Source organism: Caryophanon tenue, assembly GCF_001700315.1.
GTDB lineage: Bacteria > Bacillota > Bacilli > Bacillales_A > Planococcaceae > Caryophanon > Caryophanon tenue.
This window is the reverse complement of sequence record NZ_MASJ01000001.1, coordinates 288,585-305,286: the sequence shown is the minus strand read 5'-3', so window position 1 is coordinate 305,286 and position 16,702 is coordinate 288,585. Positions and strand designations below refer to the sequence as shown.

13 protein-coding genes and 2 pseudogenes are annotated in these 16,702 nt (G+C 40.6%); 1 reads left to right on the top strand and 14 read right to left on the bottom strand.

The genetic code is table 11. From position 1 onward, the window contains the following. Positions 1 to 175: 175 nt before the first annotated feature. The 13 genes and pseudogenes from trpB to hemW all read right to left on the bottom strand — a co-directional run bounded on the left by trpB (position 176) and on the right by hemW (position 12,995). Positions 176 to 1,336, bottom strand: a complete 1,161-nt coding sequence (gene trpB, locus A6M13_RS01375) for a tryptophan synthase subunit beta (protein WP_066542316.1) — start codon at positions 1,334 to 1,336, stop codon at positions 176 to 178. A gap of 218 nt (positions 1,337 to 1,554) precedes the next feature. Beyond that, positions 1,555 to 1,728 carry a 30S ribosomal protein S21 gene (gene rpsU, locus A6M13_RS01370; protein WP_004227078.1) on the bottom strand — a complete coding sequence of 58 codons (174 nt, stop codon included), beginning with the start codon at positions 1,726 to 1,728 and terminating at the stop codon, positions 1,555 to 1,557. A gap of 116 nt (positions 1,729 to 1,844) precedes the next feature. Continuing rightward, positions 1,845 to 2,510 (bottom strand): deoxyribose-phosphate aldolase, encoded by a 666-nt coding sequence (gene deoC, locus A6M13_RS01365; protein WP_066542315.1) that lies wholly within the window; start codon positions 2,508 to 2,510, stop codon positions 1,845 to 1,847. 349 nt (positions 2,511 to 2,859) lie between these two features. Further along, a complete protein-coding gene (gene mtaB / locus A6M13_RS01360) occupies positions 2,860 to 4,212 on the bottom strand; it encodes a tRNA (N(6)-L-threonylcarbamoyladenosine(37)-C(2))-methylthiotransferase MtaB (protein ID WP_066542314.1) in 1,353 nt (450 codons plus the stop codon). Between the two features lie 16 nt (positions 4,213 to 4,228). Continuing rightward, entirely contained in the window at positions 4,229 to 4,969 is a 741-nt protein-coding gene (locus tag A6M13_RS01355) for a 16S rRNA (uracil(1498)-N(3))-methyltransferase (RefSeq protein WP_066542313.1), read from the bottom strand. Positions 4,970 to 5,058: 89 nt separating this feature from the next. Further along, complete coding sequence (prmA, locus tag A6M13_RS01350) at positions 5,059 to 6,000, bottom strand: 50S ribosomal protein L11 methyltransferase (RefSeq protein WP_066542312.1); 942 nt, start codon at positions 5,998 to 6,000, stop codon at positions 5,059 to 5,061. 28 nt (positions 6,001 to 6,028) lie between these two features. Further along, positions 6,029 to 6,508, bottom strand: a pseudogene (locus A6M13_RS16690) (J domain-containing protein); the annotation flags it as partial. A 3-nt stretch (positions 6,509 to 6,511) separates the two neighbouring features. Next, positions 6,512 to 6,925 (bottom strand): annotated as a pseudogene (locus A6M13_RS16685) (DnaJ domain-containing protein); the annotation flags it as partial. A 70-nt stretch (positions 6,926 to 6,995) separates the two neighbouring features. Beyond that, a complete protein-coding gene (dnaJ, locus tag A6M13_RS01340; RefSeq protein WP_066542310.1) occupies positions 6,996 to 8,102 on the bottom strand; it encodes a molecular chaperone DnaJ in 1,107 nt (368 codons plus the stop codon). A 156-nt stretch (positions 8,103 to 8,258) separates the two neighbouring features. Continuing rightward, entirely contained in the window at positions 8,259 to 10,103 is a 1,845-nt protein-coding gene (dnaK, locus tag A6M13_RS01335) for a molecular chaperone DnaK (protein ID WP_066542309.1), read from the bottom strand. A 33-nt stretch (positions 10,104 to 10,136) separates the two neighbouring features. Continuing rightward, positions 10,137 to 10,706: a nucleotide exchange factor GrpE gene (gene grpE / locus A6M13_RS01330; RefSeq protein WP_066542640.1), complete on the bottom strand. Its 570-nt coding sequence runs from the start codon at positions 10,704 to 10,706 to the stop codon at positions 10,137 to 10,139. 26 nt (positions 10,707 to 10,732) lie between these two features. After that, on the bottom strand, positions 10,733 to 11,758 hold the full coding sequence (hrcA, locus tag A6M13_RS01325) for a heat-inducible transcriptional repressor HrcA (protein WP_066542308.1): 1,026 nt from the start codon (positions 11,756 to 11,758) through the stop codon (positions 10,733 to 10,735). A gap of 97 nt (positions 11,759 to 11,855) precedes the next feature. Further along, positions 11,856 to 12,995, bottom strand: a complete 1,140-nt coding sequence (gene hemW / locus A6M13_RS01320; protein WP_066542639.1) for a radical SAM family heme chaperone HemW — start codon at positions 12,993 to 12,995, stop codon at positions 11,856 to 11,858. Between the two features lie 288 nt (positions 12,996 to 13,283). Between hemW and A6M13_RS01315 the strand changes: the two genes are divergently transcribed. Then, positions 13,284 to 14,720, top strand: a complete 1,437-nt coding sequence (locus A6M13_RS01315) for a tetratricopeptide repeat-containing diguanylate cyclase (protein WP_066542307.1) — start codon at positions 13,284 to 13,286, stop codon at positions 14,718 to 14,720. 41 nt (positions 14,721 to 14,761) lie between these two features. Here A6M13_RS01315 and lepA read toward each other — a convergent pair whose 3' ends face one another. Further along, the gene (lepA, locus tag A6M13_RS01310; protein WP_066542306.1) at positions 14,762 to 16,588 is read right to left on the bottom strand and encodes a translation elongation factor 4; all 1,827 of its coding nucleotides are present in this window, start codon (positions 16,586 to 16,588) and stop codon (positions 14,762 to 14,764) included. Positions 16,589 to 16,702: the final 114 nt, after the last annotated feature.

Sequence of the window (16,702 nt, the reverse complement as noted above, 5' to 3'; positions counted from 1 at the left end):
TAACTTTTCTACGTATTATTTCGTTGAAAGTTTCACTTTTTATAAATTTCTTTTAAAAAAATGCATATAAATATGCGAGCATTCCAAAACATAGACGAGCAAATACAAAAACAGCGCGAGCATTTTTCATGCTCAGCACTGTTTTGCGAATCACTCTATGCAGTTTTTGCATACATTATTGTGTTTTTAGCATGTTAAACACTTGCTCGACATCTTTGTCGCCGCGTCCTGAAACTGTCACAACGAGCACATCCTCTGGCGCTAACGTTGGCGCGAGTTTCATCGCATAAGCAACGGCATGTGAACTTTCAAGTGCTGGAATAATCCCTTCTGCACGGCTTAATAATTGGAACGCTTCTAATGCTTCTTGTCCCGAAACATTGACATATTCCGCGCGACCATTTTCTTTTAAATAGCTGTGTTCTGGTCCAACACCTGGGTAATCTAAACCTGCTGCAATCGAATACGTAGGCTGTGGATTGCCGTCTTCATCCAGTAACACATAGCATTTAAAACCGTGTAACTCAGCTGGCACGCCGTGTGCCATCGTTGCCGCTTCTGACGGCTCTACACCAATTAAACGCACTTCCGGGTCATCTAAATACGCTGCAAACGACCCAATCGCATTACTTCCGCCACCAATACACGCAATGACTGCTGTTGGTAGTTTTTGCTCCTTCGCTAACACTTGCTGGCGACTTTCAACGCTAATCACTTGTTGGAAATGCTTCACGATTGATGGAAATGGATGCGGTCCTACTGCTGAACCTAATAAATAAAATGTATGCTCATAGTTTTCCACTAAATCCGCAAATGCTTCGTCAACAGCATCTTTTAAACGCCCTTGCCCTTTATGTACGGCAACAACTTTCGCACCTAATAACTCCATACGGAAAACATTCAGCGCTTGGCGTTTCGTATCTTCTGCGCCCATATAAATGACACATTCCATGCCAAACATCGCACATGCCGTTGCCGTTGCAACGCCGTGCTGACCTGCGCCTGTTTCGGCAATGACACGTTTTGCACCCATATGTTTAGCGAGTAAAATTTGACCTAATACATTATTAATTTTATGTGAGCCTGTATGGTTTAAATCTTCACGTTTCAAATAAATTTTCGCACCACCTGCTTGCTTTGTTAAGTTTTCGGCAAAATATAGTGGCGATGTGCGTCCGATATATTCTTCGTGATAATACGCAAGCTCTTGTTGAAACGCCTCATCATCCTTTAAACGTTGAAAATTATCATCTAAATGCTGTAATACTTGCTGTAATGCAGGTGGCACAAAGCTCCCGCCAAATTGTCCAAAATAACCTTGTTGCGCTGTACTCATCTCAATCTCTCCTCCACCTCTTTTATTACGACTATTCATAATAAACAGTAAATTAAGTGTACTATGTTTTGAAAAGGGAGACAATGACTGCGACATAAAACGCAAAAAAGCAGACAAAACAAAAACAAGGCTAGCAATTGCTTGCTAGCCTTGTGTTCATTTGTCTGTTCAGTGAATCATAGAATTGCGTGGTTTGAACGTAGGGATTTTTTAGGAAATTACCACTTACGTTTACGTGCAGCTTCTGATTTCTTCTTACGTTTTACGCTAGGTTTTTCGTAGAACTCGCGCTTTCTAACTTCTTGAATTGTACCTGATTTTGATACAGTACGTTTGAAGCGGCGAAGAGCATCTTCAAGCGATTCGTTTTTGCGAACAACAGTTTTTGACATCTCTCTTTCCCTCCCTCCGAACACACGTCAGTACTCACACATTAGCGTTTCTAATGTGGGGTACTGAAATATTATAACTCATACATTTGTATAGGTCAACAATATCGTGTGAAAAATTAATAATTAGATTCTGACGTTAAACCGTTCATAATTGCAACGCCTGAAGAAGCACCAATACGTGTTGCACCGTTTGCAATCATTGCCTTCATATCTTCTAAACTACGTACGCCACCAGATGCTTTTACACCTAAGTCTGGACCTACAGTTTTACGCATTAATGCGATATCTTCTGGTGTAGCGCCACCCGTTGAGAAACCTGTAGATGTTTTCACGAAGTTCGCGCCTGCTGCTACTGATAATTCACAAGCTTTCACTTTCTCTTCATCTGTTAATAAACATGTTTCGATAATTACTTTTACTAATGTACCGTTAGCAGCGTCAACAACCGCTTTAATATCTTGGTGTACATAGTCAAAGTTACCGTCTTTTAGTTCGCCAACATTGATAACCATATCAATTTCCGTTGCACCTTTTTCAATCGCGTCACGCGTTTCGAACGCTTTAACCGCTGTTGTTGATGCGCCTAATGGGAAACCAATTACTGTACAAACGTCAACGCCTGTACCGTTTAATAATGCTGCTGCTGTTTCAATCCACGTAGGATTTACACATACTGATGCAAATTTGTATTCTTTTGCTTCTGCACAAATTTGTTCAATTTGAGCTTTCGTTGCATCTTGCTTTAATAATGTATGGTCAATCATTGCTGCATAGTTTGTCATGTTTAAATCTTCCTTTACATTTTAGTTGTCCGTACCTCTAATGTATCATACCATTTTTTTATATGTTATACCACTGTCTGAAAAAACAAACTTATTTTCGTCATTACGCATCCTATTCACAACCTGAGAGGTAATTTTTATGTTTATATGTTCTCTATACCCACTTTTCTAAGGCATTGCACATCTTTTTTACAACAAGCGTCCTACCTAAAAAGCAGTTGGAATCAAATAAAGTGACTGGGACAAAAAAATATCCTTCAGCAATTATCGTTGCTGAAGGATATTTTTCTGCATTTGGTTGCTACTTTACATATGCGGAAGCACCAACGTATTTTGATGTCCTACATCCTTACATTGCTTGCTCAATTTGTACATCGTCTTCTAACATACGCACAAATTGACCTTCATTGTATGGATAACCTGCTTTTGTAATTTTTACTTTCACAAGTTTACCAATCATATCTTCTGAGCCTTCAAAGACAATTTTTAAGTAGTTCGCTGTGTAGCCTACATATAAATTGCTGCCTTCGCTATCTTTAAAGCGTTCTTCTGGAATAACATCTAGCACTTCTTCTTCAAAGCGAGATGCGTATTGCTTCGCTAATTGGTCATTTAATGAAATTAAACGGTGTACGCGCTCATTTTTCACATCTTCATCAACAAACATATCTTCCATACGTGCAGCTGGTGTACCTGTACGTGGTGAGAATGGGAATACATGTAATTCTGAGAATTGGTGGTCTTTAATAAAGTTGTATGTTTCCATAAACTCTTCTTCAGTCTCACCTGGGAAACCAACGATAACATCCGATGTTACCGCTAAATCTGGTAACGCGTCTTCTAGTTTGCGTAAACGCTCTGAGAAGAATGCCATCGTATATTTACGACGCATACGCTTTAATACCGTATCTGAACCAGATTGAATCGGGATGTGTAAATGGTTCACGACAATTTTTGATTCTTTTAACACTTCAATCACTTCATCCGTTAATTGAGATGCTTCAATCGATGAAATACGCAAACGCTTTAACCCTGTTACTTGTGCTTCTAAGTCACGTAATAACTGCGCTAAATTGTAATCTTTAAAGTCTTGACCATATCCACCTGTGTGAATCCCTGTTAAGACAATTTCAAGATAGCCAGCATCAACTAATTGTTGTGCTTGGCGAATTACTTCTTGTGGATCACGAGAGCGCATTAAGCCACGTGCCCAAGGAATAATACAGAACGTACAGAAGTTGTTACAACCTTCTTGAATTTTGAGTGACGCGCGTGTACGGTCTGTAAACGCAGGTACATCTAACTCTTCATACACACGGTTTTTCATAATATTACGTACCGCATTAATTGGTTGACGCTCTTCTTTATATTGTTCTATTAACCCTAGTAATTTTGTACGGTCCTGTGTACCAACAACAATATCAACGCCAGGAATCGCCATAATTTCTGCTGGTGATGTTTGTGCGTAACAACCTGTTACACAAATAACAGCATCTGGGTTTTGACGAACAGCACGACGAATCACTTGACGTGACTTTTTATCTCCAGTGTTCGTTACTGTACATGTGTTAATGACATATACATCGGCTTGATGCTCAAAATCTGTGCGCTCATAGCCATCCTCTTTAAACAGCTGCCAAATTGCTTCTGTTTCATAATGATTTACTTTACATCCTAATGTGTGAAAAGCCACTTTAGACAAGGCTTAGACACCTCTTTCATTCAAATTCGTATGAGATTGCTGCAAGCGCATAAAGCGGTGCAGTTTCAGCACGTAAAATGCGAGGTCCTAAAGACATCGTTTGCGCGCCTGCTTGTATTAGCTGCTCTGATTCAGAACGAGCTATGCCCCCCTCAGGACCAAAAATACATAAAATCGATTTCGATTCTTTATCATACACGTTTTTTAGCTTCTCCGCAAACTTTGTGCGCTCCGCTAATTTCGCATCTTCTTCATCCGCAATAAACACCGCATCATAGTCCTTCACTTTTGCCAAAAGCTCTTTAAAGCTCACTGGATTTTCAACGACTGGTACATGTGTGCGATGCGATTGCTCCGCCGCTTCTAGTGCAATTTTTTGCAAGCGCTCCGTTTTCTTTTCGCCCTTTTTATCGTCCCATTTGACAATCGAACGCTCCGCCTTAAATGGCAGTAGTGAAAACATACCAAGTTCCGTGCCTTTTTGTGTAATTAACTCTAGCTTATCACCTTTTGGTAACCCGCAAGCAATCGTTACTTGCACCGGCATTTCAGGAGATGGTACTGTACGCCCTGTTTGCTCAACAGTAATCGCTGTATCAACATGTGTAATCACACAAATATGTGCTTCTCCATTGCTCACAACGATAATTTCGTCGCCCGCTGTCATACGCATGACTTTCGCGATATGTTTTGCACTATCGCCTGCCAATGTTGCGCTTTTCCCGTCAAAAGCTTGCTCAATAAAATAGCGTTGCATCTCTATTCCTCCGTTTCAACAAAAAAAGGTGTCCAATTTGCTGAACACCTTTTTCGTTACCTATGTTAGTGCCGTTTATTTCCGATTGCTTACGCTGGCTTACGCGCAATAATCGCGACCCAATCTTCCATCTCTAAAACTTCTTCAATTGTAAAGCCTGACGCTTGTAACGCTGCTTTCACCGCATCACGCTTCGCCCCAATAATACCCGATGTGACGAAAACACCGCCGTCTTTGACGATTGAATACGCATCATCGGTAAATGTCATAATAATTTCCGCTAAAATATTCGCAACAACCACATCTGCTGGCTCTTTTACCGTATCTAGTAAGTTGCCGTGGAATACTTCCACAATATGGTCCACTTTATTTAACGCGATATTTTCACGAGCTGAACGAACCGCTACTTCATCTAAATCAAGTGCATGTACCGCTTTAGCGCCAAGTAATGCTGCACCGATTGATAAGACACCTGAACCTGTACCAACATCGACAACTGTTTGCTCTGACTGTACAACTTTTTCAAGCGCCTGTAAACACATCACCGTTGTTGGATGTGTCCCTGTACCAAAGGCCATACCTGGGTCTAACTCAATAATTAATTCATCCGTTGCTACCGGCTGATAATCTTCCCATGTTGGTACAACCGTAAAGCGCTTCGAAATTTTCACAGGGTGGTAATATTGTTTCCACGCAGTTGCCCAATCTTCTTCATTTACTTCGCACATCGTCACGACATTATGTCCAATATCAATATTGAAATCTTTTAACGTTTCGATTGATAAACGGATACCTTCTACCGTTTCTGCAATAAAGCTTGATTCTGGTAAATATGCTTTTACAATCACACCATCTGTCGGGAAATCCTCTTGCTTTAGTGCATAAATTTCACCAAATTGGTCTGCGCGCTCTTTATCGAAGTCTACTGAGTCCTCAATAACAACCCCACTTGCTCCTGCTTCATGTAAAATATTTGATACAGCCTCAACTGCCTCATTTGTCGTGTGGATTGATACTTCTGTCCATTTCACGATTCGCTCAACTCCTCAATCATTATGTTTATTTCTCTAGGCGCGACAACTCTTCAAACAGCTCTTTTTCTCTATCTGTTAATTGTTGTGGCGTTTTCACGCGCACAACGACAAAATGATCGCCTTGTTCACCATTTTTCTTTTGAATCCCTTTACCACGTAGACGCAGTTTTGCTCCGCTTTGTGTACCTGCTGGGATATTTAAACTTACTTGACTCGTTAATGTTTTGACGGTCGCCTTCGTTCCAAGTGCCGCTTCTGAAAAACGAATCGTCACATCACTTTCGATATTTAAACCGTCACGTCTAAACGTAGCAGACGGACGAATATGACAGCTAATAATCACATCTCCAGCAGGACCGCCGTTATTACCTGGGTGTCCTTGGCCAGCTAAGCGCACCTTTTGCCCTTCGTCAATCCCTGCTGGAATGTTGACACTTAACGTTTTACCGTTAAGTGTCAACGACATCGTTTTGCCAAGTGCCGCTTCTAAAAAGTCCAGCGTTACGCGGTATTCAATGTCGTCACCTTTTCTTGGGCGCGTTGCTTGCTGTGAAAAGCCACCGCCAGCACCACCAAAGAAATCGCTGAAAATATCACTAAAGTCACCAAAACCGCCAAAACCACCGAAATCGTCTGCTGTTGCATCCCCGAACGGAGAGCCGCCAGTATATGTGCGACTACCACCACCTGTATAACCCCCACGCCCAAATGGCGAGTCTTGCAACCTATCATAGTCTTGACGTTTTTTCGGGTCACTTAATGTTTCGTACGCTTCATTGATTTCTTTAAATTTTTCATTTGCATCTGCCGCTTTATTAATATCGGGATGATATTGTTTTGACAGCTTTCGAAATGCTTTTTTTATATCATCTGCTGTCGCTGTTTTACTGACACCTAATACATCATAATAATTTTTCGCCATTGCATACGCCTCACTTTATATCGGAATCGTGCTAGTCGTTTTACTTGCATGATGTGTCAATTGCTTGATGTTACTTTTCTGTAAAACGCTTTTTCAGACGGTCAAATAATGAGCTGCTTTGCTCTTCTGGAATGTCACCACTAATTTCTGCAAACTCACGTAGTAATTCTTTTTGGCGTTCGCTTAAGTCTTGTGGCGTTTGTACACGAATAATAACATGTTGGTCACCTTGCCCGTAGCCATGGACGTTTTTAACACCTTTGCCTTTTAAGCGCATTTGTGTGCCTGTTTGTGTACCAGCTGGAATGCGTAATTTGACTTTACCATGTACAGTTGGCACTTCAATTTCATCACCAAGTGCTGCTTGCGCAAATGTTAATTTTAACTCGTAGTAAATATCATCGCCGTCACGCTCGAATTGTTCGTGCTGACGTACGCGGAATACGATATACAAGTCACCCGCTGGACCACCGTTAATACCTGGTTCACCTTGACCCGATACACGTAGCTGTTGACCATCGTCTACACCTGCAGGAATCGTTACTTTAATTTTCTTCGTTACTTTTACTTTACCGTTACCGTGACATGTACCACATTTGTCTGCGATAATTTTCCCTTCACCGCGACATGTGCGACATGTTGTACGGTTCATCATACGACCAAATGGTGTATCAACAGCTTGGTTTACTTCACCAGCGCCGCCACACGTTGAACATGTTTTCACATCTGAGCCAGGCTTAGCACCTGAGCCATTACATGTACCACAGTTTTCTTCTTTTGGAATTTCGATTTCTGTTTCCTTACCAAAAACAGCTTCCTCGAAATTAATGTTCATGCGGTACTGTAAGTCATCCCCTTTACGTGGCGCATTCGGGTCACGACGACCGCCACCACCGAAGAATGAGCTAAAAATATCATCGAAGCCGCCGAAACCGCCTCCGCCACCAAAGCCTGCACCTGGGTCTTGGTGTCCGAATTGGTCATAGCGCGATTTCTTTTGTGGGTCTGATAATACTTCATAGGCTTCTGCGATTTCTTTGAACTTCGCATCTGCGCCTTCTTCTTTATTAATGTCTGGATGGTATTGTTTTGATAATTTACGGTATGCTTTTTTAATTTCATCTGCTGACGCTGATTTAGCCACGCCTAGCACTTCGTAGTAATCACGTTTACTCATGGTTCACTCTCCGCTCTTTTTACATAAGGCTTATTGTAACACGCCTCGTTCAATTACAACATGCATTTTATAACATTTCACGTACCAATTACCACGAAAAAGCCAAAGCCGTTTGTACCGGTCTTTGGCTTTTCGTGTGCGTACGTATATTACGAATTATTTATCGTCTTTTACTTCTTCAAAGTCTGCATCTACAATGCCGTCATCTTTTTTGCCAGCGTCTTGTGCACCGTCAAAACCTTCGCCGCCTTGTGCTGCTTGTTGAGCCGCTGCTGCTTGCTCATACATTTTCATGATTAGAGGTTGTAAAATACCTTCTAATTTTTCTTTACCAGCTTTGATTGCTTCGATATCGTCGCCTTCTAATGCTTTTTTCAGCTCATCGCGTGCATCTTCAACTGATTTCTTTTCATCTTCGTTAATGTTTTCGCCTAAGTCTGTCACTGTTTTGTCCACTTGGAATGCAAGTTGGTCAGCTTCGTTACGTACTTCTGCTTCTTCTTTACGCTTCGCATCTGCTTCTGCATTTGCTTCTGCGTCTTTTACCATTTTTTCAATCTCTTCTTCTGTTAAACCAGAATCAGATTGAATTACGATTGTTTGCTCTTTATTTGTACCTAAGTCTTTCGCTTTAACTGATACGATACCGTTTTTGTCGATATCAAATGTTACTTCGATTTGAGGTACGCCACGTGGTGCTGGTGGGATATCCGCTAATTGGAAACGACCTAATGTTTTGTTGTCTGCTGACATTGGACGCTCACCTTGTAATACGTGAATGTCTACTGCTGGTTGGTTATCTGCTGCAGTTGAGAACACTTGTGATTTAGATGTTGGAATCGTTGTGTTACGCTCGATTAACTTCGTCATCACGCCACCCATCGTTTCAATACCAAGTGATAATGGTGTTACGTCAAGTAATACAACGCCTTCTACGTCACCTGTTAATACGCCACCTTGTACGGCTGCCCCCATTGCTACTACTTCGTCTGGGTTTACGCCACGGTGTGGGTCTTGGTTTGTTTCTTTCTTGATAGCATCTTGTACTGCTGGGATACGCGTAGAACCACCAACTAAAATGACTTTATCTAAGTCAGAAGCTGAAAGACCAGCATCTTTTAACGCTTGGCGAGTTGGTACGATTGTACGCTCTACAAGGTCGCGTGTAATGTCATCGAATTTCGCACGAGATAAAGAAGTTTCTAAGTGTAATGGACCTGCTTCACCAGCTGTGATGAATGGTAATGAAATTTGTGTAGATGTTACACCTGATAAGTCTTTTTTCGCTTTTTCAGCTGCATCTTTTAAACGCTGCATTGCCATTTTATCTTTTGATAAGTCAATGCCGTTTTCTTTTTTGAATTCTTCTACTAAGAAATCAATAATTTTTTGGTCGAAGTCGTCACCACCAAGTTTGTTGTCACCTGCTGTTGCTAATACTTCGAATACACCGTCACCTAACTCAAGAATTGATACGTCGAACGTACCGCCACCTAAGTCAAATACTAAGATTTTTTGGTCAACATCTTGTTTATCTAAACCGTATGCAAGTGCTGCTGCAGTTGGCTCGTTAATGATACGTTCAACTTCAAGACCTGCAATTTTACCAGCGTCTTTTGTCGCTTGGCGTTGTGCATCGTTGAAGTAAGCCGGTACTGTAATTACCGCTTTCGTTACTTTTTCGCCTAAGTAGTCTTCAGCATAGCCTTTTAAGTATTGTAAAATCATTGCTGATACTTCTTGTGGTGTATAGTCTTTATCTTCAACTGTTACTTTTTCGCTTGTACCCATTAATGATTTAACAGAGATGATTGTGTTTGGGTTTGTTACTGCTTGACGTTTCGCCACTTCACCAACTTGTTTTTCACCGTTTTTGAATGCAACTACAGATGGTGTTGTACGGTTACCTTCTGGGTTTGGAATAACGACTGGCTCGCCGCCTTCTAATACTGATACACATGAGTTAGTTGTTCCTAAGTCAATACCGATAATTTTGCTCATAATTCAAAATGCCTCCTAAAATTTAAATGGGAATTATTCGTTTACAGATACCATTGATGGGCGTAATACGCGGTCTTTCAATTGGTAACCTTTTTGTAATTCTTTTAAAACGATACCTGATGCTTGTTCAGGGTCATTTTCTTGCATCACTGCTTGGTGTACATTTGGGTCAAATTCAGCACCAACTGCTGGAATGACTGTTAAGCCTTCCTTTTCAGTAGCAGCTAATAATGTTTTATAAACCATTTCGACACCTTTATATAAAGATTGTGCCTCTTCAGATGTTACTTCCACCTGCATTGCACGTTCAAAGTTATCTAATACGGGAAGAAGCTCTGTCAGTAACGCTTGTGCGCGATACTTCTCTGCTGCTTGACGATCTTGCGCGACACGACGACGTTGGTTATCAAAGTCTGCGCGTAAACGTAAGTAGCGATTTTCCTCTTCTTCTACTTTTGCTTTTAATGCATCAATTTCAGCTTGAAGTTTTTGTTCTTCTGTAAGTTCAATCACTTCTTCAACTGTTTCTTCAGCTGCTTGTTCCGCCACAGTCGCTTCTGTTTCTGTCGTTTCCGCTTCTGTTTGTGGCGCGTCCTTTTTCATTTCCTCTGACACAGTTCATCCTCCTCTTAATTCGGTCTTAAATAATTCCGAGACAATTCTTGCCTCATGAAATCAAGTAATGCCACAACACGCTGGTAATCCATACGCGTTGGACCGATAATCGCAATCGCCCCTTCATCCTGTTCATTCGTTGTAAATGAAGCGGTAATGATACTGCAATCTTCCATCGCAAAATGGTTATTTTCAGTACCGATACGAATTTCAATATTCCGATTAGCTGGACGAATAATAGATGTTACTTTATTGTTCGTTTCATCCATCATGTCCATTAACGAACGGATTTTATCCAAATTATGAAACTCAGGCTGATTTAAAATGTTTAACTTTCCACCATATACTACTTTACCATTAGTTGTATCATCCGGCACGTTAAAGAACCCACGAATAAATTCATCCACTTGCCCAACATGACGATGCATTAACTGAATGACTTCTGATTCAATTTTCAAATGCACATCTGCAAGTGAAACACCTACGAGACGATCATTTAAAATATTGACCATCTTCTCCATTTCCTGTGGCGCTAAATGCGCGGGTACAGAAACAAGTCGATTTTCAACATGACCGTTGTCCGTCACAATAATAGCTACCGCATTGCCTTCAGTTAAAGGCACAAGTGAAAATTTCTTCACCTTATGCGAACTACTAGACGGGCCAAGCAATATCGATGTATACGACGTCAACTCCGATAGAATCGTGGCAGTTTTTCGAATGACCTGCTCCATCTCCATAATCTGGTCTGAAAAGACGGATTGGATTTGGCGAATATCTTCTGCTGTAATTACTTGAGGCTTAAGCAGATGGTCGACATAAAAACGATACCCTTTTTGAGAAGGGACACGACCTGAAGAGGTATGCGTTTTTTCTAAAAAACCAAGCTCTTCTAAGTCTGCCATTTCATTTCGAATTGTTGCGGGGCTAAATGAAATATCCTCGCGCTTCGAAATTTGTCGAGAACCAACTGGCTGAGCTGACGTAATAAAATCATCTACAATTACTCGTAAAATTTGTAACTGTCGATTTGATAGCATGTTCATCACCTCTGTTAGCACTCATTGAAGAAGAGTGCTAATACTGTTATTAATTTACCAAAGGGAGCGAAACCTGTCAACGATATCGCTCGAAATTCTAGAATAAAAATTGCTGAAATACTTCATTACCAACAAAGCGTCCTCTACGCGTTAATCGAACACCATCTGCATCCGCTTCTAAACGTCCATTTTTCACTTCTTCTGCGATGATATCGGCAAACAACTCGCTCATCGGCTCGTTAAATTTACGCGTAAATTCTGTATGTGTGACACCAGCTGTTTTACGCAGTCCTAAAAACATTTGCTCCTCGATACGTTCCTCACGCGTGACAGTATGCTCATGCACAAGTGGCTTCTCACCAGCTGCGACTGCTTCCATATATTTTTTAATCGGCCCGTGATTTGAATAACGTACGCCATCGACATAGCCGTGCGCGCCTGCACCAAAACCAGCGTATTCATCGTTATCCCAATAAATTTTATTATGAATCGAATCATAACCTGGTTGAGCGAAATTACTAATCTCATATTGATGCAGTCCATGACGTTCCATTTCATCCATTAAGCGTCCGTACATGTCTGCCTCCAAATCTTCTGTTGGCAAATGTAACTTTCCTTTATTGTATTGAATATAAAAAATCGTTTTCGGCTCAACAATTAACGAGTACGCCGACACATGTGGCAAGTTAAGTGCAAATGCTTTTTCCAACGTATCTTCCCACTGTGCCATCGTTTGCCCAGGTAAGCCGTACATTAAATCAATACTAATGTTTGTAAAGCCTACTTCCTTTGCTAGGCGCACCGTGTCATACACATGCTCATTACTATGTGTACGGCCGATTTTTTGCAGCAAGCCTTGGTCAAATGATTGAACACCCATACTTAAACGATTAACGCCTCCTGCTAAAAGCGCTTCTAATTTTTCACGCGATAGTTCGTCAGGATTGGCTTCAGATGTAAATTCAACGACTTGCTGCTGTGGAATGTACATACGAATCAATTCCAGCAAGCGCGTAATTTGCGAAGCGCTTAATGCCGTTGGTGTACCCCCACCTAAAAAAATCGTTTCCACCGCATCAAAGCGACCTGGTTGCTCAGCAGCGTACATGCGCAACTCTTCGCCTACGCTCTCGATGTATTCATCTACCGGCTGGTTTTTGAAAAAAACTTTATTAAAATCGCAGTAATTGCAAATTTGATGACAAAACGGTATGTGGATATAGACGCCACGTATCATAATGTTCCCTACTTTCTCTAAGTAACTTACTTTCATCTTATGCGCTTCTTGCGATATGATACATATAACAATGCTTCATTTATGAAATATGTTATTCATTTTAACATGCTATAAACATTTTTCTATACTATTCACCTCCGCAAAATAAAAGACTTAATACCTATTTCATAACGAAAAAGCTTTATACTATCGAATGATTCACGAAAAAGTGATACTTTAGATACAATATAAGACAGCGTATATATCATTTCTTTCACGAATTTCGCTATTTTCATTTGGAGGTGTGACATGGAAAAATATTCACATTCAATTCATTATCAACAAGCCCAGGAACTTGTGCACGAAGCATACTTACGCTCAACAGAGGGCCGATATGAAGAAAGCATTACGATGTTGCGTATTGCGAAAAATGATTTTCATAATTTAGGCGCATATGACGCCATGCTGAACAGCCACATTTTATTAGCGAAAGATTTCTTTAATATTGGTGACTTAAAAACTGCATTTCAACTTGTAAATGAATACGAATCACTTTGTACGAGACATCAAGTCAATCCAGACTTAACAAAACTTTTTCCAATGCTCGGCTTGCTATATAGACATCGCCAAGATTTTAAAAAGGCGAAAAATTATTTCCGTGAAGCGTATTTATTGGCACTCAAGCAATATGACTACGCAACCGCCGCGTACTGTTTAAATTTATACGCCGATTTATCACTCGCTGATGAACAATTTCACGAAACACTCGCTGCAACCGATTTAGCGATTGAATGCAGTAAACGTTGCCCAGTGTCATTACCGGTCGATTTATGTAGTGCCAAAAACATTAAAATTCGCGCATATTTAGCACAAGGTGCACTTGCAAATGCCAAAACAATTTTCGAATCGATTAACGGACGCGACTTTTATCACTCAGCGACGAAGCAACTTGCGATTACGTATAATTTGTATAGTATGTATTACGAACAGCTAAAAGAATATGAGCAAGCATTTCGCATGCAAAAACAAGCGGTGCGCTTAGTGCGTGAAAGCCATATGAAAGATTATGAGTTTGCTGCAAATTTACTCGAACATCAGCTTCAGCTCGCCAAAAAGCTCGCACAGCCGACTAAAATTTTAGCGACCTATGAAGAATATGTGAGTACATTGCAGGCGCTGCTCGACTATAATGCAAATGAAGAATTTGCACGTGCAACCGCAACACAACAAATGGCGGAAATTAAACAACAAGCAGAACGTGATTATTTAACGGGTGTGTACAATCGACGCTATTTAGAAGAGGTGGCGGAACAGTGGGCACAGCAAGCTGTCAACAGCAACAAGACGATTACGGTGGCGGTGTTTGATATTGATAAGTTTAAAAGGATTAACGACACGTATGGACATTTAGCCGGCGATGCGACTATTCAAGCACTCGCGAAAAAATGTAGCCAAAACGTCATTGCGGAAACAACGCTTGTCGCGCGCTACGGCGGAGATGAATTTGTCGTTGTTTTTCAGCGCCGTACACCGGATGAAGCTGTTGAACAGGCACAAATATTGTTTCAACAACTCTGTGGATTACAAGTGACATACCAAGATATTGTTATCGATATTTCAATTAGTATGGGGGTTGCCCATACGACGGATACCGCAACTAGCTTTAAACATATTTTTGAACAAGCGGACAATGCGCTTTATGCGTCAAAAGAAAATGGACGTGGTCGCTTAACAGTAGCCACATAAAAAAGGTGAAGCGATTAACGCTTCACCTTTTTTCATGCTCTTTATTTTGTGTCGTCCATTTTTAGTACAGCCATGAATGCTTCTTGTGGCACTTCTACAGAACCAACTTGCTTCATACGTTTCTTACCTGCTTTTTGCTTATCAAGTAACTTACGCTTACGAGAAATGTCACCACCGTAACATTTTGCAAGTACGTTTTTACCCATTGATTTAATTGTTGAACGTGCCACAATTTTTTGACCGATTGCCGCTTGAACAGGCACTTCGAATTGTTGACGTGGAATTAATTCTTTTAATTTCTCAACGATTACTTTTCCGCGCTCATATGCGAAATCACGGTGTACGATAAAGCTTAGTGCATCGACTTGCTCGCCATTTAATAAAATATCCATCTTGTTTAATTTAGATGGTTGGTAACCATTTAACTCATAGTCAAATGATGCATAACCTTTTGTATTTGACTTTAAGAAGTCGAAGAAATCATACACGATTTCTGCTAATGGCATATCGTATACAATTTTCACACGTGTTTCATCGATGTAATCCATCCCAACGAAGTTACCGCGTTTCTTTTGGCAAAGCTCCATTACCGCACCTACATAATCGTTCGGTACCATAATTGTTGCTTTTACATATGGCTCTTCGATTTTCTCGATTTTTTGTGGATCTGGCATCATCGACGGGTTGTCGACGTTTAACTCTGTGCCGTCTGTTTGCGTTACTTTGTAAATTACAGATGGTGCTGTTGTAATTAAATCGATATTAAACTCACGCTCAATACGTTCTTGAATAATTTCCATGTGTAATAAACCTAAGAAACCACAACGGAAACCGAAACCAAGTGCTTGAGACGTTTCTGCTTCGTATTGAAGAGCAGAGTCATTTAACTCTAACTTTTCTAACGCTTCACGTAAGTCATTATATTTTGATGTATCAATTGGATACAGACCGCAATATACCATTGGATTTAATTTACGGTAACCGTCTAATGGTGCTTCTGCGGGATTATTGACAGATGTTACTGTATCACCAACGCGTGTATCACCAACGTTTTTAATAGATGCTGTTAAGTAACCAACATCCCCTACTGTTAACTCCGATTGTGGCACTGCTTTTGGCGTGTGAATCCCTACTTCGATTACTTCAAATTCAGCACCTGTTGCCATCATGCGAATTTTGTCGCCAGCTTTTACAGTACCTTCCATAATACGAATTGAAATAATAACCCCTTTATAGGCATCATAGACAGAGTCAAAAATTAACGCTTGTAATGGCGCATCTGGATCGCCTTGTGGTGCTGGCACTTTTTCAACGATTTGTTCTAAAATATCTTCAATACCGATACCTGCTTTCGCAGACGCAAGTACTGCTTCTGATGCATCTAAACCGATAACATCTTCCACTTCTCCACGTACGCGCTCTGGATCTGCTGCTGGTAAATCAATTTTATTAATAACCGGTAAAATTTCTAAATCATTATCTAATGCTAAATAAACGTTTGCTAACGTTTGGGCTTCGATACCTTGTGCTGCATCGACAACTAAAATTGCACCTTCACATGCAGCTAATGAACGAGATACTTCATACGTGAAATCGACGTGTCCTGGTGTGTCGATTAAATGTAATGTATATGTTTCGCCATCTTTTGCTACATATTTCAATTGTACAGCATTTAATTTAATCGTAATGCCGCGCTCACGTTCTAAATCCATTGAATCTAGTAACTGTGACTTCATTTCACGCTGCGTAACTGTTTGCGTTCTTTCTAAAATACGGTCAGCTAATGTCGACTTTCCGTGGTCAATATGCGCGATAATAGAGAAGTTACGGATGTTCTCTTGGCGCTTTAAGCGATCTTGTCGATTCATTTATTTTTCACTCCTGCTCTAAACTATACTGAATTATACTATGAAATTTGCTCAAACGACAACAAGCGATGTACATAAATGTTGAAATATGCTGAAAAGCTATGGCAAATGCCG

What these genes read in the sequence shown, in the direction of transcription:
- trpB (WP_066542316.1), bottom strand. Translation starts at nt 1,336, where the DNA reads ATGAGTACAGCGCAACAAGGTTATTTTGGACAATTTGGCGGGAGCTTT.
- rpsU (WP_004227078.1), bottom strand. Translation starts at nt 1,728, where the DNA reads ATGTCAAAAACTGTTGTTCGCAAAAACGAATCGCTTGAAGATGCTCTT.
- deoC (WP_066542315.1), bottom strand. Translation starts at nt 2,510, where the DNA reads ATGACAAACTATGCAGCAATGATTGACCATACATTATTAAAGCAAGAT.
- A6M13_RS01355 (WP_066542313.1), bottom strand. Translation starts at nt 4,969, where the DNA reads ATGCAACGCTATTTTATTGAGCAAGCTTTTGACGGGAAAAGCGCAACA.
- dnaJ (WP_066542310.1), bottom strand. Translation starts at nt 8,102, where the DNA reads ATGAGTAAACGTGATTACTACGAAGTGCTAGGCGTGGCTAAATCAGCG.
- dnaK (WP_066542309.1), bottom strand. Translation starts at nt 10,103, where the DNA reads ATGAGCAAAATTATCGGTATTGACTTAGGAACAACTAACTCATGTGTA.
- grpE (WP_066542640.1), bottom strand. Translation starts at nt 10,706, where the DNA reads ATGAAAAAGGACGCGCCACAAACAGAAGCGGAAACGACAGAAACAGAA.
- hrcA (WP_066542308.1), bottom strand. Translation starts at nt 11,758, where the DNA reads ATGCTATCAAATCGACAGTTACAAATTTTACGAGTAATTGTAGATGAT.
- hemW (WP_066542639.1), bottom strand. Translation starts at nt 12,995, where the DNA reads ATGATACGTGGCGTCTATATCCACATACCGTTTTGTCATCAAATTTGC.
- A6M13_RS01315 (WP_066542307.1), top strand. Translation starts at nt 13,284, where the DNA reads ATGGAAAAATATTCACATTCAATTCATTATCAACAAGCCCAGGAACTT.
- lepA (WP_066542306.1), bottom strand. Translation starts at nt 16,588, where the DNA reads ATGAATCGACAAGATCGCTTAAAGCGCCAAGAGAACATCCGTAACTTC.